Genomic DNA, 22,778 nt, shown 5'->3' on the forward strand with positions numbered 1-22,778 from the left:
CGGGCTCTTGGAAACATCTATATCAAGCCTCGTGGCCCTGTACACCTGCTGTCATCGTCCACCCTGTTGATCTGTGGTTTGCTTCGCCTTTGAGGGGTGCGCCAGAACGGCAGCGTGGTTAGCCGGTGGTCGAAATCGCTCCGAGCGAACCTGATGTTCGCAAAAGCCGCTCAATATCCCGGCCCGGCGCCGGACGTGCCAGAAGGAAGCCCTGGAGATCGTCGCAGCCTATACCACGCAAATATTCGCTCTGCTCGGTCGTCTCCACACCCTCGGCGGTCGTGCGCAGACCTTTCGCATGCGCCAGGTCGATAATTGCCCGGACGATCGCCTCATCGTTTGTCGAACGGCCAAAGCCTTGAACGAAGCAGCGGTCGATCTTTATGCGGTCGACTGCCAGTTGCTGGAGTCGCCCCAGTGAGGAAAAGCCGGTACCGAAATCATCGAGCGCAATGGTGATGCCGAGTGCGCGAAGTGACTTTATATTGTGTTCGCAATGCCCCGCACGATCCGTCAGTGCGCTCTCTGTAACCTCCAGCTCAAGCCGTGTTGGATCCATACCTATGGAAAGCAGAATTTTCGCGACCTTCATAGCATAGGCGGGATTGCGCAGTTCCACGGCGGATACATTCACGGCTACCGTTTCGATTGGCCACGACATCGCGTCCAGGCAGGCCTGACGCAAGACACGTTCGCCGAGTGCTTCGATCATGCCCGCTTCTTCTGCAATGGGGATGAAAACATCCGGAGCAATCCAGCCGTGCAGGGGATGCTTCCAGCGTAGCAGGGCTTCCACACCAGTAATCTTGGTGTTGCGGGCAGAATAAAGCGGCTGATAATGGACCTGAATTTGTGTGTCGGATGAAAGCGCCTCACGCAGCTCGCGCTCGAGAGTCCGACGCTGCTGCAGCATTGTGTCCATTTCGGTGCCGAAGACTGCAAATTGGCCCCGTCCGGCGGTTTTGGCATGGTACAGCGCGATGTCGGCCTTTCTCACCAGCTCCGTACGCTCGGTCCCGTCGGCAGGTGCCATGGCAACACCGATGCTCACGCCAATGAAAATATGATTTCCGTCAATATCGAAAGGATGGCGAACGACAGTGATGATGTTCTCGCAGAGCGTTTCAATTGCCAGCAGTCGCGTTGCTTTCGGCACGATTACGATGAATTCGTCCCCGCCAAGCCGTGCAATAAACCCCTTGTCCTCGATAACGCCCTTTAGTCGTGCGGTGAATTGGCGAATGAGTTCGTCCCCGACCGGGTGTCCCAGTGTATCGTTGACATGCTTGAAGCGGTCGAGGTCCAGATAAAGAACAGCCAGGGGAGCCGCCTTGGTGGCCGAGAGCGCCGCGTCCAAGCGGTCGTTGAAATGAACCCGGTTGGGCAGGCCGGTCAGCGAATCGTGCAGGGCAAGAAAGTTCATGCGCTCTTCGCTGGAGTGCAGTTTCTGCGATCTGAAGCGCAGCACGACGAGCAGCGCCGCCATTATTCCCGTCATCAGTGCCACAATCCCGGCAAAGGCTGGGGCAATCTGCGATATGACAGTGGAACCCGGGCGATAGGGTTGCCAGATGTAATAGCCGATTGTTTGACCCAGTGATGACTGGAGGGGAAAGCCATGTTCACCTGTTTCCAAATTGCTCTGAGGTGAGAACCGCAAACCTGTGAACAGATAATCCCGCTCCAAATCTGTCTTGAAACTCTCGTCCAGATAGCGCACCGCCACGTGCAGGTAGGTTTCTTCCGCCGTCTGTTCCAAAGCGCCGGTGTCGGACACGATGGGCTTGACACTGACAATCGCCGGACGTCCACCGAGGGTCAGGACTTCTGATGCTCCCGGGCTCAAGACACGATCGCCATAACCGTTCGGATCGGGATTTCGCAGCATTGCGCGAAGTTTCGCGGCAAGTGGTTCTACGGCCGGTCGCAATGTTTCATAGACGGAGTTTTCTGCAATTTTGCCGTCGGAAAATGCAAAAATCGGATCGTCTTTCGTATCGAGGACATAAGCGCCGTCGTGGCCGAAATAAGTGCTCATCCAAGCGCCTAGATTATTGTTCAGCCAATCCACGTTGTCAGGCATCTTGACGTGCTGGACGGCATCATCCCAGACGGTCGAACTTTCCTGATCATGTGCGATCAGAAACTGCGCTTGCGATACCACCAGAGCGAGCAGGCTTTCCTGTCGCGAGACGGCGACCTTGTCGGTTTCACGACTTGACCAGACCACCAGTACCGATACGGCGATGCAAATTGCCAGGACCGCTGCCAGAACTGGCAAGGCAGTCCTCAGCAAGAACCTTTGGGTTGTGAACGACGGTCTGATATCAGACATGCGGCAGCCTCGCTTTTGGCCGTTATAGACCGAAACAGTTAAAGATAGACGTTGGTACCCTGAAAGTTCCGCTGGCGTGATCCTAGGGAAAGCCGCCTCGGCGGTAAACCTGGCATTCATTTTGGCCACAACTACTACTCGTGGCTAGGTTGTGCATTCTTGCAACAAGCGCATCGGCTGCCGCTCGCGGATCAAGATAGTTTGACTGGTCGGCAATTGACGGGGAAGTGCGACGTTTCTACCTTGGGATGCATAGCCACGGGAGGCGAACATGACGAGGATTTTGTTCAAGCGATTCCTGAGCTCTGCCTTTTTGATCCTGTTGATTGCATCGGGAGCTGCGGCGCATCACGGCTGGTCCTGGGCCGAGGCCGATCAGATAGAATTGAAAGGTGTGATCCGCGATATCTTTATTGGTCCGCCACATCCCACTCTCGATGTGGAAACGGCCAATGACGGGATGTGGCACATAGAACTTGCCAATCCGAGCCAGACCAGGCGCGCTGGCTTTGTTGAAGGTTCGGCAAAGGTTGGCGATGAAATTGTGGCTCTGGGCAATCGATCCACCGATCCGAAGGAGAAGCGTATGAAGGCTGTGCGGATATCGGTGAGTGGAAAGACCTTTGATCTTTATCCTGAACGTATAAAGACAAATTGATCGACACCTTGACGCAGCTCTTGCAGGCGCTGTCTGAATGGCCGGGCGCTATCGCGCTCAGGCGGTCTGAGGTTGCATACTTGCTCATCAATGCGGCGCATATCGTATCCATCGGTCTCATCATCGGCGCGATTTTGACCCTGGACTTCACAATCCTCGGCCTGTTGCGTCAAGCGCCCCTTCAACCCCTCGGGCGCCCGCTCTCGCGAGTCGCCGCGTTGGGTGTTACCTGTGCCATTCTTACCGGTGCGGTTCTATTCACCGTGCGGCCTTTGGCCTATGTCCAGAATACCGCATTCCTTGTCAAAGTCGCCCTGATTGGACTGGCCGTTGCCAACGCATTGATCCTGCGACGCAATCGCCATTGGCACAGTGCTTTGACAGGCGGGAGGGTACATCCTTCCGTGCGCGTAGCGGCCCTCTTTTCCGCGCTGCTTTGGATCGCAGCAATTGTCGCCGGACGCTGGATCGGGTTTCTCTGAACGTTGTGACCATAACTGGCGGCCGCTTTTATCAGGACCGCGTCGCGGCTGCCATGCCAGTTTTCTGGGAACTGAGGCGGATATAGAGCGTTTTGCGACGATACAACATTCGGAGGACGTCATGAACGCTCGAGCCAAGCCAACAAAGGATGACATCGTCAATCTGGAAAAATCCTACTGGGATGCACTCAAAGCGAAGGACGGCACCCGAACATCAGAGCTCTCCGGTGCGCCAGCTCTCGTGACCGGCGCTCGGGGTATTATGAGAATCGACAAAGACAAAATGGGCAAGATGACCGAGGAGGGAGACTGGAGCCTCGATTCCTATGCCTTCGAAGATGTGGAAGTGTCTACACCTACGCCGGACGTCGCACTCATTGCCTATACCGTTCGGCAAAGCGTTACCATGGATGGCAAATCGCAAGAAATGCGAGCGGCTGACAGTTCGGTATGGATTCGCGGCTCGAAAGGATGGGAGTGTCACGCCCACAGCGAGACGTTCCTGAAGTAACGGTAAGTCGTGTGTCAGGATTTTCCGCTCAATGATTTATGTGTGACCGGCGAAGGTCACCGGCCGCGAATTGTGCTATTCAAGGACGATGATCATCCTTGTTACGAGTTAAACTGATGGAACGCACGAGCATTGGTGCATCCGCTTGCGAGCGCAATGAGGGGAACTGGGAGGGGCACGGTAATGAAAATTCTGCACACCATCAGCATTGCCGTGCTGATTTCGGCCTGTGGTTCGACACAGCCGGTAGCGAGGACCGCCGATTTTGGACCCGAGACATTAAAGCTCATCAATTCCTACAGGGCCAGTCGCGGCCTGTCTCCTTTGATTGCAAATGAAATGCTGACGGCCTTGGCACGGCAACACAGCCGTTACCAGGCAGTCCGGGGAAACATAAACCACGATGGCTTCCGCCAGCGATCGGCCAAAGCAAAAGCTGCTGGATTCAGTGGTGTATGTACGGAGAACGTCGGAGTCAGGTATAAGAGTGCGCAGCAACTTTTTTCCGGATGGAGAAATTCCGCGGGCCATAATACGAACTTGCTTCGACCAAACATGCGATACGCCGGGGTTGCTGTCGTTGGGGCCTACTCGACATTTTTCGCGTGTGGATGATCAAGCTGGCGCCGCGGGTTCGACGATTGGTGGAGGATTGTCGTGGAAAAGCAGCGAAAACATGCACCCGATTTTGGACTTGGCGGAAAGGTGACGCTTGTGACAGGCGCGTCGCGTGGGATAGGTCGTGCTTGCGCCCTCGCATGCGCAGCGGCGGGGTCTGATATCATCCTTGGTGTGCGAGACGTTGCGGTGTCTGCGGACGTAATCAAGGAAATAAGGGGAATGGGAAGAAAAGTCCTTCCCGTCAAACTGGATATATCGAAGCGTGCCGAGATCGAATCTGCCGTCGCCGAAGCAGTCGAGACATTTGGGAGGATCGATATCCTGGTGAACAATGTCGGTGTCGCTCCCGGCGATCTTGCCGAGCTTGTCGCAGAAGCGGACGTAGACGAGATATTGCAAGTCAATATCAAGGGCACGTTTCTGGTTACCCAGACCGTGGCCCGGCATATGATTGCGCAAAGGGCAGGCCGCATCATCAGCATCAGCTCCCAGGCCGGCACGGTGACGCTGAGGGGCGAGGCGATCTATTGCATGAGCAAGGCAGCCATCAATCATCTCATGCGCTGTCTTGCCGCCGAGTGGGCGCAATACGGCATCACCGTCAATACTGTTGCCCCGACTTTCATATGGACTGACGGAACGAGACCCGCGCTGGCGGATCAAGACTTTCACGACTGGACACTCGGACACATACCGTTGGGCCGGATAGGGGAGACTGACGATGTCGTCGGTGCTGTCGTGTTTCTCGCTTCGCCTGCAGCATCCCTCGTTACCGGACTGAATTTACTGGTCGATGGCGGATGGTCGTTGTCTTAACGCCACTGAAAACGCGAACGCGACCTTCCGCAAGAAAGTGCTCTTGCAACTTTGCATTGCGCAGAAGATACAAACACTGCACCAATAGCATGCTTCATAGACGGGCTGAGACTGGTCCAGCTTCCAGCCGAACATCAAAGTGAGTTTACAACATGTTTCCTATCAACCTCGGCATAGTCGGTGTCGGCAAAATCGTTCGCGACCAACACCTGCCGTCAATCGCCAAAAGTGCCGAATTCAATCTTGTCGCCACTGCCAGCCGTCAAGGCACCGTCGAAGGCGTACCGGCCTACAAAACCATTGAGGAAATGCTGGATGCAGTGCCATCGCTCCAGGCCGTTTCCCTGTGCATGCCGCCACAGTATCGCTATGACGCTGCGCATAAGGCACTGTCGGCCGGCAAGCATGTCTTCTTGGAAAAGCCGCCAGGAGCGACGCTTTCCGAAGTAGCGGATCTGGAAGCGACGGCTGCGGCCAAGAGCGTCTCCCTCTTTGCCAGCTGGCATTCGCGCTATGCGCCGGCCGTAGAGCCGGCAAGGGCCTTCCTGGCTTCAACAAGCATCAAGAGTGTAGAGGTCATCTGGAAGGAAGACGTGCGTCACTGGCACCCGAATCAGGCCTGGATTTGGCAGGCTGGAGGGCTCGGTGTTTTTGATCCGGGCATCAACGCGCTTTCGATCGTCACGCACATATTGCCGAGAGCCGCTTTCATCACGTCGGCAACACTTGAATTTCCGGAGAACTGCGACGCACCCATTGCGGCTGAGTTGCACTTCAAGGATGCCAACGATCTATCGGTCCACGCCGTTTTCGACTGGCGGCAAACCGGAAAGCAGACCTGGGACATCATTGCCGAGACAGAGGCAGGGACCATGATTCTCTCGGAAGGCGGCGCGAAACTGTCGATTAATGGCGAACTCAAATTCTCCGAGCCGGAGCAGGAATACGCTTCGCTCTACAGCCGGTTCGCGCAGGTCATAGCGGCGGGCAGGTCCGATGTCGACCTGGCACCGCTTCGTCATGTTGCCGACGCGTTCTTGCTTGGCAAGCGGAAGGTCGTGGCCGCGTTTTTCGATTGACGACACGCTGATCACTCGTGGGCGGCTTTCGCCCGAACGACACCGCAAGGATCGCGGGCGCATCGAGATTGGTCATAATCGCTAAAAGAAAAGGCCCGGCACTGCGCGCCGGGCCTTTTTCACAAATGGTCAACTCCGACCGATCCTGAATCTTTCAATTCAGAAGAGGATGTTGTTCTTTGCCTCTATGGGTTTCAGGTCGTTTGAATTGCCTATCATCCCCCGCATCAAGATCTCAATTTTCCGGGTGATGGATGAGATAGGGACATCATTCGCGTTTCCTTCAAAGGGGTTTGACGAATTCTCTCCAACCTTTTCCAACGAAACAAAAACCCAGGAGACAAGAACGCTAAACGGGACGTTCAACCAAGCCGTCCATTCTGCGACGCCAGCAGATGCACCCAACTCGTAGGCATACGTATACAGGCCGAACGGTACAATCGCCACGAACATTTTGTTCAAAATGACGGCAATGGAATAGTAATTGCGAGCATATGGGTAGTTCTTGATGAGTTTTAATCCGCCCTGGAGCCGAGACAGTTCATCAAATGCGCCTGTGAGCACCGTATATCTGTATTCAGTAACAACATTCTCCTTATGGAGTTTGCCAGCGGCTTCATACTGCCAATCCATGATGAGAGATGCCTTGTCATCCGGATGGGCCATTACTTTCCGCACCTCGTCATCGGACAGGTAGACTTTCAATTCGTCCTCGAGTGAAGTGCTGCTTTCGGGACTGGGAATTTGAGCAAGGTACCGAACGTTCCCAGGATCAAACCTATTTTCCCAGGATCGCTTTTCTCGCAAGGAGAAACGCAGAGCGGTGAGCCAGGCGAAATGGCGATTGAACATCTGCTCTAGTGTCACGCCCGATCGGACAGTCTCTGGATTGCCCAACACCGAGATCAACCTGTGGGCCAGGATAAAGCTGTTTGTGTTAAGTTGCCCCGACAGTGTCAGAGCCTGGTTGAACCGAGCAAAACATTGCTGGTTCTTGAACGCCAGACTGATCGCGAGCGCCGAGCCGACAATGGTCAGGATGGGCGCCGGCACAGTGAGGTATTTCCAACCCGAGAGTTGAAGTAAAATAGTGGCGCACAACGACCAACCAAGGATCCATCTGGATTCTTTTCGCGTCCACGCCAGAAACTCTGGGATGCTATACTGTCGACCTACATGCATGGCTCAACCATTCGTACGCTTTCAACTACCTAAGCGCCGAGATTGCCAAAGCGCGACCGCAATCTGCACCCTCCCAAGCGATATTTTCTCCAGACCTTCGCATCAGAGAAGGCGCGAAGCGAGATGGATAGGGACGAGAATAATTTGACGAATGTCTTCCGTCGACTGAATTAAGGGGTAGGGAATGCCATACCATCGAATAGGGCCCGGGCCCCCAAAGGTAAGCGGCCGCTGCGAAGACCGTTATCCTTGGCTTGCCAAGACGAAATCCCAGTTCAAAGACCAGAAGGGACACGAAAACTCGAGCGATTCCGCGCGATTCTCATCCTCCATCTTCTGAAAATCCGCGATAAGGGAATGCTTGACGCCAAAAACCGCGTCTTCGTCCAGGTAAGGGCAATCTGGAGTGAAGACGTGCGTGACGATCGGCGCATAGCCAGGCGCAGTGACAATGTAGTGGATATGCGCGGCTCGGTTCGGATGCCTGCCTAAAACGCCAAGCAGTTTGCCAACCGGTCCGTCGTCAGGGATCGGATAAAAATGCGGCTTGGCCGAGCGGTACCAATACTTCCCATCTGCGTCAGCCGTAAATACGCCTCTCAGATTCCAGTCAGGCTGAACGCCCTTCTGCTGAACATCATAAAATCCGTCGTCATTGGTTTGCCAAACGTCAATTGTCGCGCCTGGAATGGGCTCGCCCGCAGTATTCAGGACACGTCCGCTTACGACCAATGGTTCGCCTTTGCCGTCGAGGCAAATATTGGCTCCGTTTGCGTAGCGGGGTGCATTGGGCACGTAGAAGGGTCCGAGGATCGTGTTTTCGGTTGCCCCGGTCGGGCGGCGGTTATTGATCGAATCGACAAGCGTGGAAACACCGAGAATGTCAGAGAGAAGAATGAATTCCTGTCTCCAATCCGTGCATATGTGTCCGACGTCCGTGAGAAACTGAATTGCCTGCTTCCATTCCTCGTGGGTAGGCTCGACCTCTTTGATAGCCTGATGCAGGTGGATTACCAGCGAACTCATAACTTCGCGCAGACGCGGACTTGCTTCGCTTCCCATGCGGGCGTTGACAATCTCAGCTGAGGTGTTTTCCTCAAAGTATGCATACTTGTTGGATTCAACCTTTTGCATGTCCATGAGAGAGATCCTTGTTGGTTACAGTTTTGCCGGCAAGCGGTGACTCGCCGTTGAAGGCGCGGCAAAGAAGAGCTTCGATTTCCATCCTCTCAAGCGGTCGCGGATTCCAGTAGGGATTGGCGAACGCTTCGTCCACGGCCACACTCACTCCGCTTTCATCCATTCCCAAGGAATGCAGCGAACGATCCGCACCAATACGGCCGGCTAGTTCGTAGAAAAAAAGCGGGACATTGTTTGTACCAAGCGCTTCTCCCAGACTGGACATCACGTCCGGTACAGCAGCAGCATTGTATGCAAGTGCGTGGGGCAAGATGACCGCATGTGTCTCGGCGTGCGGGAGGTTGAACGTGCCGCCCAGCGTGTGGCACAATTTATGGTGCAGTGCCATTCCCACAGAGCCAAGACAGATGCCCGATAACCAGGCACCTTGAAGCGCGTCAGCCCTGGCCTCACCATGGAGCGGATTCTCCGCGATCAGGGGCAGGGATTTCGCCAGCAGCTTGATGGCTGCCAATGCCATGAGACTGACAACGGGATTTCGGTCTTTAGCGTACAACGCCTCGACGGCATGGGCGATTGCATTGATACCGCTTGTTCCGGATAACTTTGTCGGCAGTGTCATTGTCAGGTCAACGTCGTAAAGCACGGTTTCGGGAAGAACCCTGGGACTACTTTGGGTTACCTTCTTTCCGTTCGACGTTTCTCCAATAATAGGTGTCATTTCCGAGCCGGCGTAGGTCGTTGGTACGACCACCTGGGGAAGGTCGGTCCTCAACGCGATCGCCTTGGACAGGCCTGTGGTCGAGCCACCACCGATAGCGACCAGGCCGTCAATGCGAAGCTCATTCGCCAGCGCAATGGCATCGTCGGTAACTTCCACTGGGGTATGCATCACCGCGCCGCCAAAAACTCCAGCCGTTCTTGCGGACAGAAGTTGAGCAATTCTCTGCGCCCCAACTCCTTGATGGGACGTCGTCAAGATGAGCGCGCGGGCAATGCCCAGCCGGTCGACTTCGGCTGGCAACTCGCTTAGGGTTCCAGAGCCGAATATGACCCGTGTTGGTAGCGCATTGTAGGTGAAGTTCATGATCTGACGCTCCTTGGAACACGTCGGCTTTGGAGGTGCCGACGTGTCCGTTTCGTAACCAATTATGCGGCAGGCGCTCGCTCCCGGTCTACGCCGGCGCCGATGTAGCCTTCGTGGACATCTTGAGCGCGCGCGTACTCCGGTTGGAACCGGACGTTGGCGTAGTGAGACGCTTTCTCCGCTTCCTGCGCACGCTTGCCCAGTTCCGCTGTGTCGCCAAAGCCAAGGACTTCTCGCGCCAATTGCGTCAAAGGACCATCGACATGGTATTCCGTACGTTGCAGCGTGAGAAGATTAATAAGGTACAGAGGCGTGCCATTGAACTTCTCGAACATTTCATGGCGAGTACCCCACTCGGTAAGGAACCGTTCGCTGATCTGGCGGAAGATCTTGATGCGGTCATGAGCGCTTATCTCCGCGCCGCGCAGAACTTCAGCAAGTTTTGGCCCGATGTACGGATCGTCCATTTCGCGCTTGTTGGGCTGTAGAACGATCCCTCGTCCGCAGAACTCTACAAGCATATTGACCATGGCAGGCTGATGTTCGAGATAGTGTGCGCGCCCGAAATCGATGTAGATGTTGTTGGGTTTGAACAGTCCTCCGGGAGTGGCGAACCCAGTCTCTTCGGCTGCGAGCATGAAGGCTGTGCACGTCTCGCGGAACCTGATCAGTTCGGCGAGTTGCGACTGGACTACTGGGCTTGAACTGGTGCCAAGGGATTGCGTCAACAACAATGCCAGACCGACCATCAATTCGGCATGCACGCAGTGCCGCACCTGCGTTTCCAGATGCACCCAGTCAAACTGGCGCTGAGGATACCACTTCGCGTGGTCCGGGTTTCCTATGTGCTGAATTTGCGACCAGGGAATAAGGACGTCATCGAAGTAGACCATGGCGTCCAGTTCGTCACCGATCGTGGCGAGGGGACGATCATAGGGGTCGGCATCCGGAACCGCGCGCGATTCACGGGCAACGACAGTAATCCCCGGCGTTGCGATAGGCACAAGGGCATAGATTGTTTGCTCGGCTGTTTGACCTGGTCGCCACAGATTGCCGATCAGCAGATGGTTGACGAATGGTACGGAGGTCCCGATGGCCTTCCATCCACGGACGAGGACGCCGTCATCTCTTTCTTCGACAACTGTCAGCATCGGCGTTTCGCCGAGCGCTTCAACACGTCCACGGTCGAACTGGACGTCCACGAACATTGGTGAGATCGCCAGGTCTTTTGACGTCACTTCCTCCCATTGGCGGCGGATATTGCCGGAAAGATCGCGGTGGCCTTTCTTGAATCGCGAGTTTGCTGCCCATGGCTCCGGGTCGTCAACCTGGGTGAACATGACACAATTCATTCCGGCAGGAGGACGCGTAAAAATGCCGCCTTTGAAATGCCTGAACAAGAAGTCGGCATACTTCCGCCGACGGACAGTGTCCTCCTTGGATTTGGGCAGGAACCAATGCATCGATTGACGCTTGCCATTCTCATCGATGAAGGTCGCGATATCCTGATTCTTCGGATCCAGATGCAGATCGTAGTAGTCTGCGATCGCCTGCGCATATCCGCGCGTTTTCGGATGCGTGGTCACGTCTTCAATGATTTCGCCACCGACATAGACCTTGCGGCCATCCCGAAGCGATTCCAGATATTCCTTACCAGTTCTCATTTCTCTTCCTCTCCATTGTTGGCTAACTGTTTCTGGAACGTCGCACTGTCCCAGTAATCCTCGCTGCGCTGGATCCGGCCGTCATTGAGGTGCAGGACAAGAACGCCTCGTAGAAGAATCCTTTGACCCTTCGGTTCAATCCGACCCATTTGGTTCTGGAGTGACGCGGTCAGGAGATATGGAACCGCAGTCAGGCCATTGTGGTCGACGACTGCAGTACCTGTCTGCCATTGCGCATCGGGGAACCAGCTCAGGAAGCGCTGCAAACCGTCGACGATGGCTTTGACGCCATACTTCGGGGATCCATGAGCGACATCCTCGTGTGTTGCATCCGATGCATAGAGTTCTGCTACGGATGGCAGATCATGGCTGTTGTAGGCGGCGTAGAGGCGATCATGCAGCCGTGTACCGATGACGTCTCGTTGGGTCATTGAACAGCGCCTTCAAATTTGACGCTGTGCATGTAGCAACCGCCGCCATACAGGAGAGGGGGTTTGGCAGCTGGCGCCAGGACCGACTCCACAGACGCGATGAAAACCAGGTGGCTGTTGACCAGCAGTGTGGCGGTTACACGGCAATCGAATGCAGTCAAGGAATTGCAAAGGATGGGCATTGCTACCCGTGACGGAAGGTGCTCGGGCGCAACCACGAATTCTTCAATGAATTTGTCTGCCCCCTGCTGCGAGCAATGCTGAGAGATAGCAAGTTGCTCCTGGCTCAAAACATTGACGGCGAACGTTCCGTCTCGGGTTATTTCGGCCGCTGTGATAGTGTTTCTGTTTACGCTAACGAGTAGCTTGGGCGGTTCCATGCAAACCGGGATGAAGGCACTGACCGTCATCCCCCAAGGGCGATTTTCGTGCAGTGTCGTGATAATGGTCACGCCCCCAACGAAGCGTCTCATGGCCGTCTTGAATGCTAGCGTTTCGGGACCACTATTCAACTCCCATGAAAAACTGTTTTTTATTTCAGTATTATTATCTGTCGCGGAAGTATGTTCGCCAATACAAGACATAAAATCCTCCTCCGCATTGACAAAGTCGATGCGTTATCTTGCTTCTCGCCAAAATATTCATATATCGCTCCAGCTTGCGTCGCCAGAACGCGTTGCGATGCTTCAGTTCCACAGTTGATTTTTATTTTTTGTTGACAGCAGTGTTATGTTTCTATCGTAATCTGTCCAATCGATATTTTGGAATTCACCTATCGATGTGGTGGATGGATGGGATAGCGCAATGAACCTGAGAAGTATCGATCTGAACCTGTTGGTCGTGCTGGACGCGCTTCTCGAAGAACGCAGCGTAAGCCGGGCTGGCGAAAGGGTGGGCCTTAGCCAATCAGCCACGAGTGCAGCCCTGGGCCGTCTGCGCGAAATCTTGCATGATCCCATATTGGTCCGCGTCGGCCGCGAGTTGGCGCTGACGCCAAACGCTGAACGGCTTGTCGACCCACTTCGCGACGCCTTGTCTCGAGTGGAAAGGACCTTGACCCTGCAGTCCGATTTTGACCCGCTCGTGAATTCACAGAGCTTCACCATCAGCGCATCCGACTATGTGGTGCTGGTCTTGCTCGTGCCGTTCATCAATACGCTTACTGCGGAGGCGCCGAATGTAACGATTCATCTGGTACCGCGGTCTCGCGACGCCGAGCGTGTGTTGCAGACTGACCAAGTGGATATTGTCATCGAGCCGAGCGAACTCATTGCCAACAACGGCTACCCATCAGTTCCACTTTTTTCCGATCGCTGGCTTTGCGCGGTTGATGCCAATCACCCGCTTGTAAGGACTTCCAGCATCTCCATTGATCAGTTCTTGACACTGCCGCATCTGGCGTATGGCATCGGTCATGATCGGCAATCCAATCTTGCGGACCAACATTTGACGCGCCTGAAAGTGAAACGCAGGATTCAAGTTACAGTCGAGAGCTTTCTGCTCGTGCCATTTTTACTGCAGGGTTCGCAATTGATAAGTCTCGTATTGGAAAGGACAATCGAGCGATTGGCCGGCGCGACCACTGTCCGGGGGCTGGCGCCGCCCATTGAGCTCCCCGATATCCATGAGACAATGTACTGGCATCCTCGGCATACCAGTGACCCTGGACATCGCTGGCTCCGAGAGCGGCTCCATGTGATGGCGCAGGCGCTGCAACGTTAGGGTGCAAACGTGGAGGATGAGGCCTTGCCGGGGCGTTCTGTTCTGTGTGGGCTGTTACAGGCATCGATCTCCGCCGTTATGACACCTGAACCCTGTTTGTTTCCCTCAAACAATTCCGGGCGCCCTTGGCGCCCGGAATTTATTGGTGGTTGAACGTCGCCGACGCTGGGACATTCCGATCTGCTTTGCCGACACTTTCGCTGCGCTGGGCCTGCTCATGTCAACAAATCAGGGGCTCCCGCTTACGAACAGCCGCTCGTAGCACCGCACGTGTCACACTTCAGGCATGTGCCATTGCGCACCATCGTGAAGTTTGAACATTCGGAACAACTGTCACCTGTGTAACCCTGCATCATCGACTTGATGCGACGGTCGGACAGCACCTTCTTTGCTTCCGCCTTGGCCTCTTCAGCTGCAGCCTCGGCGTCGGTGTCGTCGAACAGGGCAGCGGCTGGGTTAGCGCCGATTTGGGTCTGGTCCTTGGCACGCTCCTCATAATCCCGCTTGAAGGCAGTGGATTCCTGGGGCATGGCAATTGCCGGCTTGGCGGCGACTGCCACGGTGGAGCGGCTGGCGAGGGTCATGACATTTGATGACGCAGTTGCCTTTGGCGCGCTTACGACGCCTGTTCCCCCTGCGTTGCTAAAACCCTTGGGGTCAGCCTTGTTGGGTGACACAACCTTTAGCGACGCACCGCGTGTCAGGCCCTTGGAAACCGGCTCTGCCTTGCCTTCCGATATGCCGCGACCAAGGGAGGTGTTGGAAAAATCCGACTGGTCAACATGGGCGAGGTCGTGGCGGTCGAGATAGGAGACCGCCAGTTCACGGAACAGGTAGTCGAGGATCGACGTCGCGTTCTTGATTGCATCATTGCCCTGAACCATGCCGGCTGGCTCGAATTTGGTGAAGGTGAAGGCCTCCACGTATTCCTCCAGCGGCACGCCATATTGCAGGCCAAGCGATATCGCGATCGCAAAATTGTTCATCATGGCGCGGAAGGCAGCGCCTTCCTTGTGCATGTCGATGAAGATCTCACCGAGACGGCCGTCATCGAATTCACCGGTGCGCAGATAGATCTTGTGCCCGCCAACCGTTGCTTTTTGGGTGTAACCCTTGCGGCGGTTCGGCAGTTTCTCGCGATCGTGGATGTATTTCTCCACGATGCGCTCGACGATCTTTTCGGTAACCTGTACCGCGCGAGCAGCTGCAGGAGCTTCGATCAGCGTCTCCACTGCATCGTCCTCGTCGTCATCCTCATCGGCAAGAAGCGAGGAGTTCAGCGGCTGCGACAGTTTGGAACCATCGCGATACAGCGCGTTGGCCTTCAACGCCAATTTCCACGACAACATATAGGCGGACTTGCAATCGTCGACCGTTGCCTCGTTCGGCATGTTGATCGTCTTGGAGATCGCACCGGAGATGAAGGGCTGTGCTGCCGCCATCATGCGGATGTGACTATCGACCGACAGATAACGCTTTCCGATCTTGCCACATGGGTTGGCGCAATCGAAGACCGGATAGTGCTCTTCCTTGAGGAAAGGCGCACCCTCTAGGGTCATTGCACCACAAATGTGGATGTTGGCAGCTTCGATTTCCTTTTTCGAGAAGCCGAGGGCCGGCAGGATCTCAAAGGAGATGTCATTGAGCTGCTCATCGGTAAAGCCGAGCACGTTCTTGGCGAAGTCTTCGCCAATCGTCCACTTGTTGACGGCAAATTTGATATCGAAGGCAGATTTCAACGCCGTATTGAGGGTGGCGATGATCTCATCGGTAAAGCCCTTGGCCTTCAGCGAGCCGGGATTGATGCCAGGTGCCTGATTGAGGTTGCCATGGCCGACCGCATAGGCTTCGATCTCGGCGATCTGGCTTTCGGTGTAGCCGAGGGTCCGCAGCGCCTCCGGGACAGCACGATTGATGATCTTGAAGTAGCCGCCACCCGCGAGCTTCTTGAATTTGACCAGGGCAAAGTCAGGCTCGATGCCCGTCGTATCGCAATCCATGACAAGGCCGATCGTGCCGGTCGGAGCAATCACAGTTGCCTGTGCGTTGCGGTAACCATGCTTTTCGCCAAGCGCCAGTGCCTTGTCCCAGGCCAGCTTCGCATGTGTTATCAATTCCTGGTCGGGACAATCGTTGGCAATCAAGGCAACCGGATTGACGGCAAGGCCTTCATAACCTTGGCTCTCGCCGTGGGCGGCGCGACGATGATTGCGAATAACGCGCAGCATGCTGGCTGCATTGGGTGCATAGCCCGGGAATGTTCCAAGCTCCTTCGCCATTTCGGCGGAGGTGGCATAGGCAATACCGGTCATGATCGCAGTGAGCGCACCGCCAATGGCACGGCCCTCATCGCTGTCATAGGGTATTCCCGACGTCATCAGCAGCCCGCCAATATTGGCGTAGCCGAGACCGAGCGTGCGATATTCATAGGACAAGCGTGCAATTTCCTTGGACGGGAACTGCGCCATCATCACCGAGATTTCGAGAACGATGGTCCAAAGGCGCGCAGTGTGTTCGTAACCGGTAACGTCGAACTTGCCGTCCTTGCCTCGATAGGTGAGGAGGTTGATCGAAGCGAGGTTGCAGGCCGTGTCGTCGAGGAACATATATTCCGAGCACGGATTGGAGGCACGAATTGGACCCGCAGCAGGGCAGGTGTGCCAATCGTTCATTGTGGTGTTGAAGTGAAGACCCGGATCAGCTGAGGCCCAGGCTGCGTAGCCGATCTTTTCCCAAAGGTCGCGGGCTTTCAACGTTTTCATGACCTTGCCGTCCTTGCGGGCGGTCAGGTTCCAGGTGCCGTCGCTTTCCACGGCACGCAGGAATTCATCCTTCAGAGAAACAGAATTGTTGGAGTTCTGGCCGGCGACGGTCAGATAGGCTTCCGAATCCCAGTCGGTGTCATAGGTCTTGAAATCGATATCCGTATAACCCTGCCTCGCGAACTGGATGACGCGCTGGATATAGTTCTCCGGAACCTGATTCTTCTTGGCCGCCTTGATCTCGCGCTTGAGCGCCGGATTCTTGGTTGGCTCGAAGCAATCCCCATTGTCGGCTTCGCAGTTGACGCAAGCCTTCATGATTGCGGTCAGATGTTGCCGGACAATCTTGGAACCGGTGACTAGGGCCGCAACCTTCTGCTCTTCCTTCACCTTCCAGTCGATATACTCTTCAATATCCGGATGATCGACGTCGACGACCACCATCTTGGCAGCACGGCGGGTGGTTCCCCCAGACTTGATGGCTCCAGCAGCGCGATCGCCGATCTTGAGGAACGACATCAGGCCCGATGAGCGGCCGCCCCCGGACAGCTTTTCGCCTTCGCCACGCAGATAGGAAAAATTGGAACCGGTGCCCGAACCGTATTTGAACAGGCGTGCCTCGCGCACCCACAAATCCATGATGCCGCCATCATTGACCAGATCGTCAGCGACAGACTGGATGAAGCAGGCGTGCGGCTGCGGGTGTTCGTAGGATGACTTGGACTTTGTAAGTTTGCCGGTGTCAGGGTCGACATAGTAATGGCCCTGTCCGGGACCATCGATACCATAGGCCCAGTGCAAGCCTGTGTTGAACCATTGCGGCGAGTTCGGCGCAACCCGCTGGGTTGCGAGCATGTAGGCAAGTTCGTCACGGAAGGCGAGGGCATCTGCTTCGCTATCGAAATACTTGCCCTTCCATCCCCAATAAGTCCAGGTACCAGCAAGACGATCAAACACCTGGCGCGCATCCATCTCGGAACCATAACGCTCGTCAACGGGCAGCGCAGCCAGGGCGTCTTCATCGGGAACAGAACGCCAGAGCCAGGAAGGCACCGAATTTTCCTCGACCTTCTTCAGTCGGGCGGGCACGCCGGCCTTGCGGAAATACTTCTGGGCCAGAATATCGGCGGCAACCTGACTGAACTGGGCCGGAACATCGATATTCTCCAGGCGGAACACGACAGATCCGTCCGGATTTTTGATCTCACTCGTCGCTATGCGAAATTCGATCTCCGCATAGGCTGACTGGTTCTCTTTGGTAAAACGCCGTTCGATCCGCATCTGTCTCGTCCTTGTCCCTATATATAGTGTCCCTCGGGCGCCATGTGAAGTGCTGCGCACCTCAGGACGCAAACCCGCCTGTCCGGTCTCAAATGCTTGAAACCAGTCGCTTCACCCTGACCCGTCGCCGAAACGGTCTCCCGTCTCATTTTCGGGCTGGCGGCCCTTATTTTCTGACGCCTGTCGTGTGATTCATCGTTGATGAGAGTGTCACACTATCTGGTACTCAACTTAAGTGTAAACACTAAATATTGCGTTAAAGTCTCATTTACCCAACAAATATTTACATGTGCACACTTAGGTTTCTTTTCTCCAGACGTGAATATCCTGCGCTTGCACCCACAAAGGGACAAGCTTCAGAAAATGCTGCACAAACTGGAAAAGAACCGACTACTGACGCTCCGGTCACGCTACTAATGCAACGCCGCAGATCATAAAAAATGACTCGCGAGCGAGCGTCAAGAAATAGTTTGTTACTAATTTGTGACCGCAATATCTTGTGTGTCACACATGTGGATAACGGGGAGAAACTTAGAGAGGTTTGGCGAGCCGATCACTGGAACAGCCGCAAAGCTGCTTCGTTCGCAAAACTTTGGGAGAACGGCAATGACGGCCGTCAAAAGTCAGGTAGTGGTTTAGCGAATTTCTACAAGCGCTGGATCGAAGCCGGCAAGCAGCGCTTTCAATTCGGGTTCTTCGACTCGCCGCGCTGATTCCTCAACGCTGAGCCATTCGACGCGCCGAACACCCCGTTCCGGCCAATTCTTCTGCTGATGCGAGAAGTGCATTGGGAAGACATCGACGATGAAATCGCCGATCTCTCCATCGTCCATGTCGCTCTTTGTGTAGGTGTATGTGCCTATCGAGAAGGGCGCTATATCTCCGCGCACGCCAGCTTCCTCAAAGGCTTCGGTCCGTGCCGATTGAGCCAGGGTCTTGCCTATCTGCGGCCAGCCCTTCGGCAACACCCATCGTCCCGTTCCACGGCTCGTGATCAGGAGAACTTCTGGTCTGTTCTTTTTGACACGATAGACGAGCGCTGCGACCTGGCGAATCCTGCCATCGGGCATTTCCATCCGCTTGTCGACCACAATCTCATCCTGATAGGTTACGTTCAATGCTCCACTCGTCTTCTTTTTGTTTAATGCAATTGTGAACCGATTCGTTCAAACAACAATGATTCATCAAGACTGTTCCGTGCTTAAATGCGACTTGTGACATTTTTTTGAACAGCAGTGCAAAAAAATCACATAACTCCATAAGGCTTTGAGAAACAGTCGGTTAGCGCCATGGCCAAGCATAGACTAAAGGATTGCTGGAAAGCGTTGGTCACAAAAGATAGTCTTGTGATGAAAAGTAGCGTTGGGAGGTTGAATGACATCTGCTCGATCCTCTTTCGAACATGTTCGCTCACCGTCTGCCGATGCTGGGCCTTCGGGGGATGAGACCGCCAGCGTTATTGCGTCATGTGCTTATGCCAACGGCAAACGTGTGGCGGATATTCTGATCGACGAGGCGGGAGAATGGGCCCGCAAGGACGGACATGTTGTCTGGATAGGATTGCTGGAGCCCGACGGCGAACTATTACACCGGGTGCAGAAGCAATTCGGCCTGCACAGCCTGGCCATTGAGGATGCCGAGCATGCTCATCAGCGGCCAAAGTTGGAGCAATATGGTGATGCGATCTTCGTCGTTGCCCGGACGGCTCAACTCATAGACGGAAGGGTGGCTTTTGGGGAAACCCATGTATTTCTGGGCAAGGGCTATATCGTCAGCGTGCGGCATGGAGCCTCCACCTCATACACAGCGGTTCGCCAGCATTGGGAAACTGCCCCTTACGCATTGGCGAAAGGAGAGGATTTCGTTCTCTATGCGATCCTGGATTTCATCGTCGATAATTACATGCCGGTGCTGGAGGCAATTCACGACGAGGTGGAATCGATCGAGGACCGCGTTCTGGCGAAGCCAATGACAAGTGCCGACATCGAACGCCTCTACATGCTGCGCCGGGATCTGCTCCGTCTGCGCAATGCCATCGGTCCGCTTGTCGATGTCTGCGGACGCCTCAGCAACACGGATTTACCGCAGATCCAGACGGCGATGCAGCCACTGTTCAGGGATGTGACCGATCATGTCCGTACGGTCCAGGAGAAGATCGACGGTTTGAGGGAGGTGCTCGCATTCGCCTTTGAAGCAAGCTTGCTCGTCGGCCAAAGCCAGGAAACCGTCATCTCAAAACGGCTAGCCTCCTGGGCGGCCATCCTGGCAGTGCCAACAGCCATCGCTGGCATCTACGGCATGAATTTCAAGCACATGCCGGAGCTTGATTCTCCCAATGGATATTACTGGGTTCTGGGAGTGATCATTCTCGTGTGCCTGACCTTGTTCTGGCGCTTTCGAAAAAGCGGCTGGCTATAAGATCTGAACCCGCAATATTATTCCACGCTTAGCCGCGATGCCCTTTGGTAATCGGCTCCTGGTACGTCAGACCCATGTCCCACGGGAAGTAGATCCAGGTGTCTTGGGATACTTCGGTCACAAAGGTATCGATGAGGGGGCGTCCCTTCGGCTTGGCGTATACCGTTGCAAAATGGGCCTTCGGCATCATCGCCCGGACAATTGCCGCCGTCTTGCCGGTATCGGTAAGGTCATCGACGACCAGTATGCCATCGCCGCCATTTTCAAGGAGCTTTGGATCCACATCCTTGAGCACCTTGAGCTCACCTTGCTCATCATATTCATGATAGGAGGCAATGCAGACTGTCTCGATCATGCGGATACCAAGCTCGCGGCAGATGATCGCTGCGGGTACCAGGCCACCGCGGGTGATTGCGACCATCGCACGCCAGTCGCGCTGCATGCCGGCAACCCGCCAGGCAAGGGCGCGGGCATCCCGATGGAATTGATCCCAGGAGACAGGAAAAGCTTTGTCGGGAAGGGACATGGTGCGCACTCCATCAAATGAATACAAACAGCGGAAAATCCGCGCGGAATGCATTTCGCAATAGCGGGAAATGCAAGTCGATGGCAAGCCGCTTGCATGGCCTTCGGGCTCTCAGGACAAGAAAGGTGTGATTTCTGCCTGTTTAGAGCAGATTTCGCCCGACCGGTCGACGCATTGTTCAGCGCGACATCAATGTCAAACATGGCATGTCAGCCATGATCGAACTGGTGACGCCACCGAACACCCACTCCTTGAGGCGGGACTGGCTATAGGCCCCCATAACGAATAGCGAGGCATGGTTCTCGGCAATTCGACGCCGCAATATTTTGTCCGCGGACTCCCCATGCGACTCGATTGCGTGGGGCGTAACATTGACGCCATGCCGGCGGAGGGCATCGGAAAGCGGTGTTCCAGGGATGTCCATGCTCGGATCAATGGATTTCTTCGGGTCAACCCAAACCGTATCGACGCTCTCTGCCTTGAGCAACAACGGCAGGGAGTCAAAGGCTGCTCGCGAAGCTTCGCGCTTGCCATTGAAGGCCACGACAACGCGGTTAATCCTCTCCGGTATTGGGAACTTGTACGGTACGAACAGCACCGGTCTTCCGCTTTCCATAACCAACGGATCAGTCACGTCATTGACGCTGTCGGGATCGTCAGGGTCAGGTTGCCCGGCGATGATGATGTCGGCGCGCAGGGCACTCTGTGTGACGCCCGCCGATGGACTGCTGCTCTCCGAACGGACGATGCGAAACTCATGAGAAATGGTTCCCTTGGCCATTTCCGCCTTGAACATTGCGGCGATTGCTTCGGAGTTTTCCTTGTGGCGCTGCTCGTGCGCCTCGAACAGGGTCGTATCGGCAAAACCTGTCGGATCGGCATAAACGATGGGTGAGGGGATCGTATAAAGGCCGATGATATGCGTACGGTCGCTCGATGAGGCAATCAATTTTGCGGCGCCGATAACTCGCTTGGCCTCCCGCTCACTGCGAATGAATGCGATGATCGTGCGAAATGCCATACTGGCCTCCATGTTTGCTGCGTCGCCAAATGCATCAGGCACCATTATAGCCCCTTATTGCAACAATTGCTTTGTGTTTTCGGTAACTTGTATCGCTTCGACGAGTGTCAGGGCGTGTTGGTCGTGGCCGCAATATGCTCGACCATGTTCCTGACAGCAGTTTCGGCCGCGATGAGTTTATCGGCGTCGCGGGCGCGAATAACCAATTCAGTCGAGAATCGGCCGCTTTCATATTTTGGATAGGAGCCGATGATCGTATCCGGATGGGCTGCCTGGATTTCCCGCAATGGCACGGCAATCGTGCCCTCGCCGAATGGACAGTTCACCGATCGGGACAACAACTGCATTCCGACCCGGAGGGTCGGAATGACATTATCAAGCATCGCCTGAAAAACCGATGGCACCCCGGCCATGACATAGACATTACCGATGTTGAATCCGGGCGCCGTCGAGACAGGGTTATCGATATGCACGGAGCCGCGCGGCATGCGTGCCATGCGCTGGCGGCTTTCGGTAAACTCGATGCCACGCGCAGCGTAGTTATCACCCATGAGCTTCATTGCTTTGGCGTCGTGCTCGCAGGGCACGCCGAAGGCCTTTGCAATGGCGTCGGCGGTAATGTCGTCGTGCGTAGGACCTATCCCCCCTGAGGTAAAGATATAGTCATAACGATCGCGCAGCGCGTTGAGTGCTTCAACGATCCGGTCTTCCTCGTCCGGAACGATGCGAACCTCTTCAAGGTCGATGCCGACGGCGGTCAGGATATCGGCGAGATGGCCGATATTTTTGTCCTTGGTTCTCCCGGACAGCAATTCGTCGCCGATCGCAAGCATGGCAGCGGTCACTACTTCATTCGTCATCAGATTCTCCATAGCGGTATGCGACCGTAATTCTGCAAACGGAACGTCGCAAGTCGTTTGCCCATCCCAATAGTGGTGGGTTCAGAACGACTCCGATCTGGATCCGGTTCGAAATATGCCCCGGAAGGCACTTATGATTTCGCTGCAGGCGGAACCATAGTCCTCATTGCACGGCCAAAAGC

The 22,778-nt window shown here is 55.1% G+C and carries 20 protein-coding genes; 8 read left to right on the forward strand and 12 right to left on the reverse strand.

Translation table 11 applies throughout. From position 1 onward, the window contains the following. Positions 1–118 precede the first annotated feature (118 nt). Entirely contained in the window at positions 119–2,335 is a 2,217-nt protein-coding gene (locus K9U38_RS01645) for a bifunctional diguanylate cyclase/phosphodiesterase (protein WP_224492589.1), read from the reverse strand. A gap of 271 nt (positions 2,336–2,606) precedes the next feature. Here K9U38_RS01645 and K9U38_RS01650 point away from each other — a divergent pair, with 271 nt between their 5' ends. The 6 genes from K9U38_RS01650 to K9U38_RS01675 all read left to right on the forward strand — a co-directional run bounded on the left by K9U38_RS01650 (position 2,607) and on the right by K9U38_RS01675 (position 6,502). Next, a complete protein-coding gene (locus tag K9U38_RS01650; protein WP_224492590.1) occupies positions 2,607–2,993 on the forward strand; it encodes a DUF6152 family protein in 387 nt (128 codons plus the stop codon). Continuing rightward, a complete protein-coding gene (locus K9U38_RS01655) occupies positions 2,990–3,475 on the forward strand; it encodes a DUF2214 domain-containing protein (RefSeq protein WP_224492591.1) in 486 nt (161 codons plus the stop codon). Before K9U38_RS01650 ends, K9U38_RS01655 begins: the two co-directional genes overlap by 4 nt. 121 nt (positions 3,476–3,596) lie before the next feature. Beyond that, positions 3,597–3,986 carry a nuclear transport factor 2 family protein gene (locus K9U38_RS01660; protein WP_224492592.1) on the forward strand — a complete coding sequence of 130 codons (390 nt, stop codon included), beginning with the start codon at positions 3,597–3,599 and terminating at the stop codon, positions 3,984–3,986. Between the two features lie 183 nt (positions 3,987–4,169). Beyond that, complete coding sequence (locus tag K9U38_RS01665; RefSeq protein WP_224492593.1) at positions 4,170–4,601, forward strand: CAP domain-containing protein; 432 nt, start codon at positions 4,170–4,172, stop codon at positions 4,599–4,601. 42 nt (positions 4,602–4,643) lie between these two features. Next, positions 4,644–5,423, forward strand: a complete 780-nt coding sequence (locus K9U38_RS01670; RefSeq protein WP_224492594.1) for an SDR family NAD(P)-dependent oxidoreductase — start codon at positions 4,644–4,646, stop codon at positions 5,421–5,423. Positions 5,424–5,575: 152 nt separating this feature from the next. Continuing rightward, positions 5,576–6,502, forward strand: coding sequence for a Gfo/Idh/MocA family protein (locus K9U38_RS01675; RefSeq protein WP_224492595.1), 927 nt, complete (start codon positions 5,576–5,578; stop codon positions 6,500–6,502). A 159-nt stretch (positions 6,503–6,661) separates the two neighbouring features. Here the strand turns inward: K9U38_RS01675 and K9U38_RS01680 are convergent, their stop codons facing one another. The 6 genes from K9U38_RS01680 to K9U38_RS01705 form a co-directional block, all read right to left on the reverse strand. After that, positions 6,662–7,684, reverse strand: coding sequence for a bestrophin family protein (locus tag K9U38_RS01680; RefSeq protein ID WP_224492596.1), 1,023 nt, complete (start codon positions 7,682–7,684; stop codon positions 6,662–6,664). A gap of 243 nt (positions 7,685–7,927) precedes the next feature. Then, on the reverse strand, positions 7,928–8,824 hold the full coding sequence (locus K9U38_RS01685) for an intradiol ring-cleavage dioxygenase (protein ID WP_224492597.1): 897 nt from the start codon (positions 8,822–8,824) through the stop codon (positions 7,928–7,930). Continuing rightward, a complete protein-coding gene (locus tag K9U38_RS01690; RefSeq protein WP_224492598.1) occupies positions 8,805–9,911 on the reverse strand; it encodes a maleylacetate reductase in 1,107 nt (368 codons plus the stop codon). The genes K9U38_RS01685 and K9U38_RS01690 overlap by 20 nt, the downstream gene beginning before the upstream one ends. A gap of 62 nt (positions 9,912–9,973) precedes the next feature. Further along, complete coding sequence (locus K9U38_RS01695) at positions 9,974–11,575, reverse strand: 4-hydroxyphenylacetate 3-hydroxylase N-terminal domain-containing protein (RefSeq protein WP_224492599.1); 1,602 nt, start codon at positions 11,573–11,575, stop codon at positions 9,974–9,976. Beyond that, positions 11,572–12,006, reverse strand: coding sequence for a nuclear transport factor 2 family protein (locus K9U38_RS01700; protein WP_224492600.1), 435 nt, complete (start codon positions 12,004–12,006; stop codon positions 11,572–11,574). Before K9U38_RS01700 ends, K9U38_RS01695 begins: the two co-directional genes overlap by 4 nt. Beyond that, entirely contained in the window at positions 12,003–12,590 is a 588-nt protein-coding gene (locus K9U38_RS01705; RefSeq protein WP_224492601.1) for a flavin reductase family protein, read from the reverse strand. The genes K9U38_RS01700 and K9U38_RS01705 overlap by 4 nt, the downstream gene beginning before the upstream one ends. Positions 12,591–12,810: 220 nt before the next feature. Between K9U38_RS01705 and K9U38_RS01710 the strand changes: the two genes are divergently transcribed. Next, on the forward strand, positions 12,811–13,728 hold the full coding sequence (locus K9U38_RS01710) for a LysR family transcriptional regulator (protein WP_224492602.1): 918 nt from the start codon (positions 12,811–12,813) through the stop codon (positions 13,726–13,728). 242 nt (positions 13,729–13,970) lie between these two features. Here the strand turns inward: K9U38_RS01710 and K9U38_RS01715 are convergent, their stop codons facing one another. Next, positions 13,971–17,771, reverse strand: coding sequence for a vitamin B12-dependent ribonucleotide reductase (locus K9U38_RS01715; RefSeq protein WP_224492603.1), 3,801 nt, complete (start codon positions 17,769–17,771; stop codon positions 13,971–13,973). 635 nt (positions 17,772–18,406) lie between these two features. After that, a complete protein-coding gene (locus K9U38_RS01720) occupies positions 18,407–18,847 on the reverse strand; it encodes an NUDIX hydrolase (protein ID WP_370631812.1) in 441 nt (146 codons plus the stop codon). A 298-nt stretch (positions 18,848–19,145) separates the two neighbouring features. On the opposite strand from K9U38_RS01720, the gene K9U38_RS01725 reads away from it, so the two are divergent. Then, positions 19,146–20,189, forward strand: coding sequence for a magnesium and cobalt transport protein CorA (locus tag K9U38_RS01725; RefSeq protein WP_224492605.1), 1,044 nt, complete (start codon positions 19,146–19,148; stop codon positions 20,187–20,189). Between the two features lie 28 nt (positions 20,190–20,217). Here the strand turns inward: K9U38_RS01725 and gpt are convergent, their stop codons facing one another. From gpt to K9U38_RS01740, 3 genes are all read right to left on the reverse strand, one after another. Continuing rightward, positions 20,218–20,715 (reverse strand): xanthine phosphoribosyltransferase, encoded by a 498-nt coding sequence (gene gpt / locus K9U38_RS01730; protein WP_224492606.1) that lies wholly within the window; start codon positions 20,713–20,715, stop codon positions 20,218–20,220. Positions 20,716–20,893: 178 nt separating this feature from the next. Further along, positions 20,894–21,736 (reverse strand): universal stress protein, encoded by an 843-nt coding sequence (locus tag K9U38_RS01735; protein WP_224492607.1) that lies wholly within the window; start codon positions 21,734–21,736, stop codon positions 20,894–20,896. 107 nt (positions 21,737–21,843) lie between these two features. Further along, entirely contained in the window at positions 21,844–22,596 is a 753-nt protein-coding gene (locus K9U38_RS01740; RefSeq protein WP_224492608.1) for a competence/damage-inducible protein A, read from the reverse strand. Between the last annotated feature and the right edge of the window lie 182 nt (positions 22,597–22,778).

The sequence above is a fragment of the Phyllobacterium lublinensis genome (genome assembly GCF_020164435.1).
In the GTDB taxonomy this organism is placed as follows: domain Bacteria; phylum Pseudomonadota; class Alphaproteobacteria; order Rhizobiales; family Rhizobiaceae; genus Phyllobacterium; species Phyllobacterium lublinensis.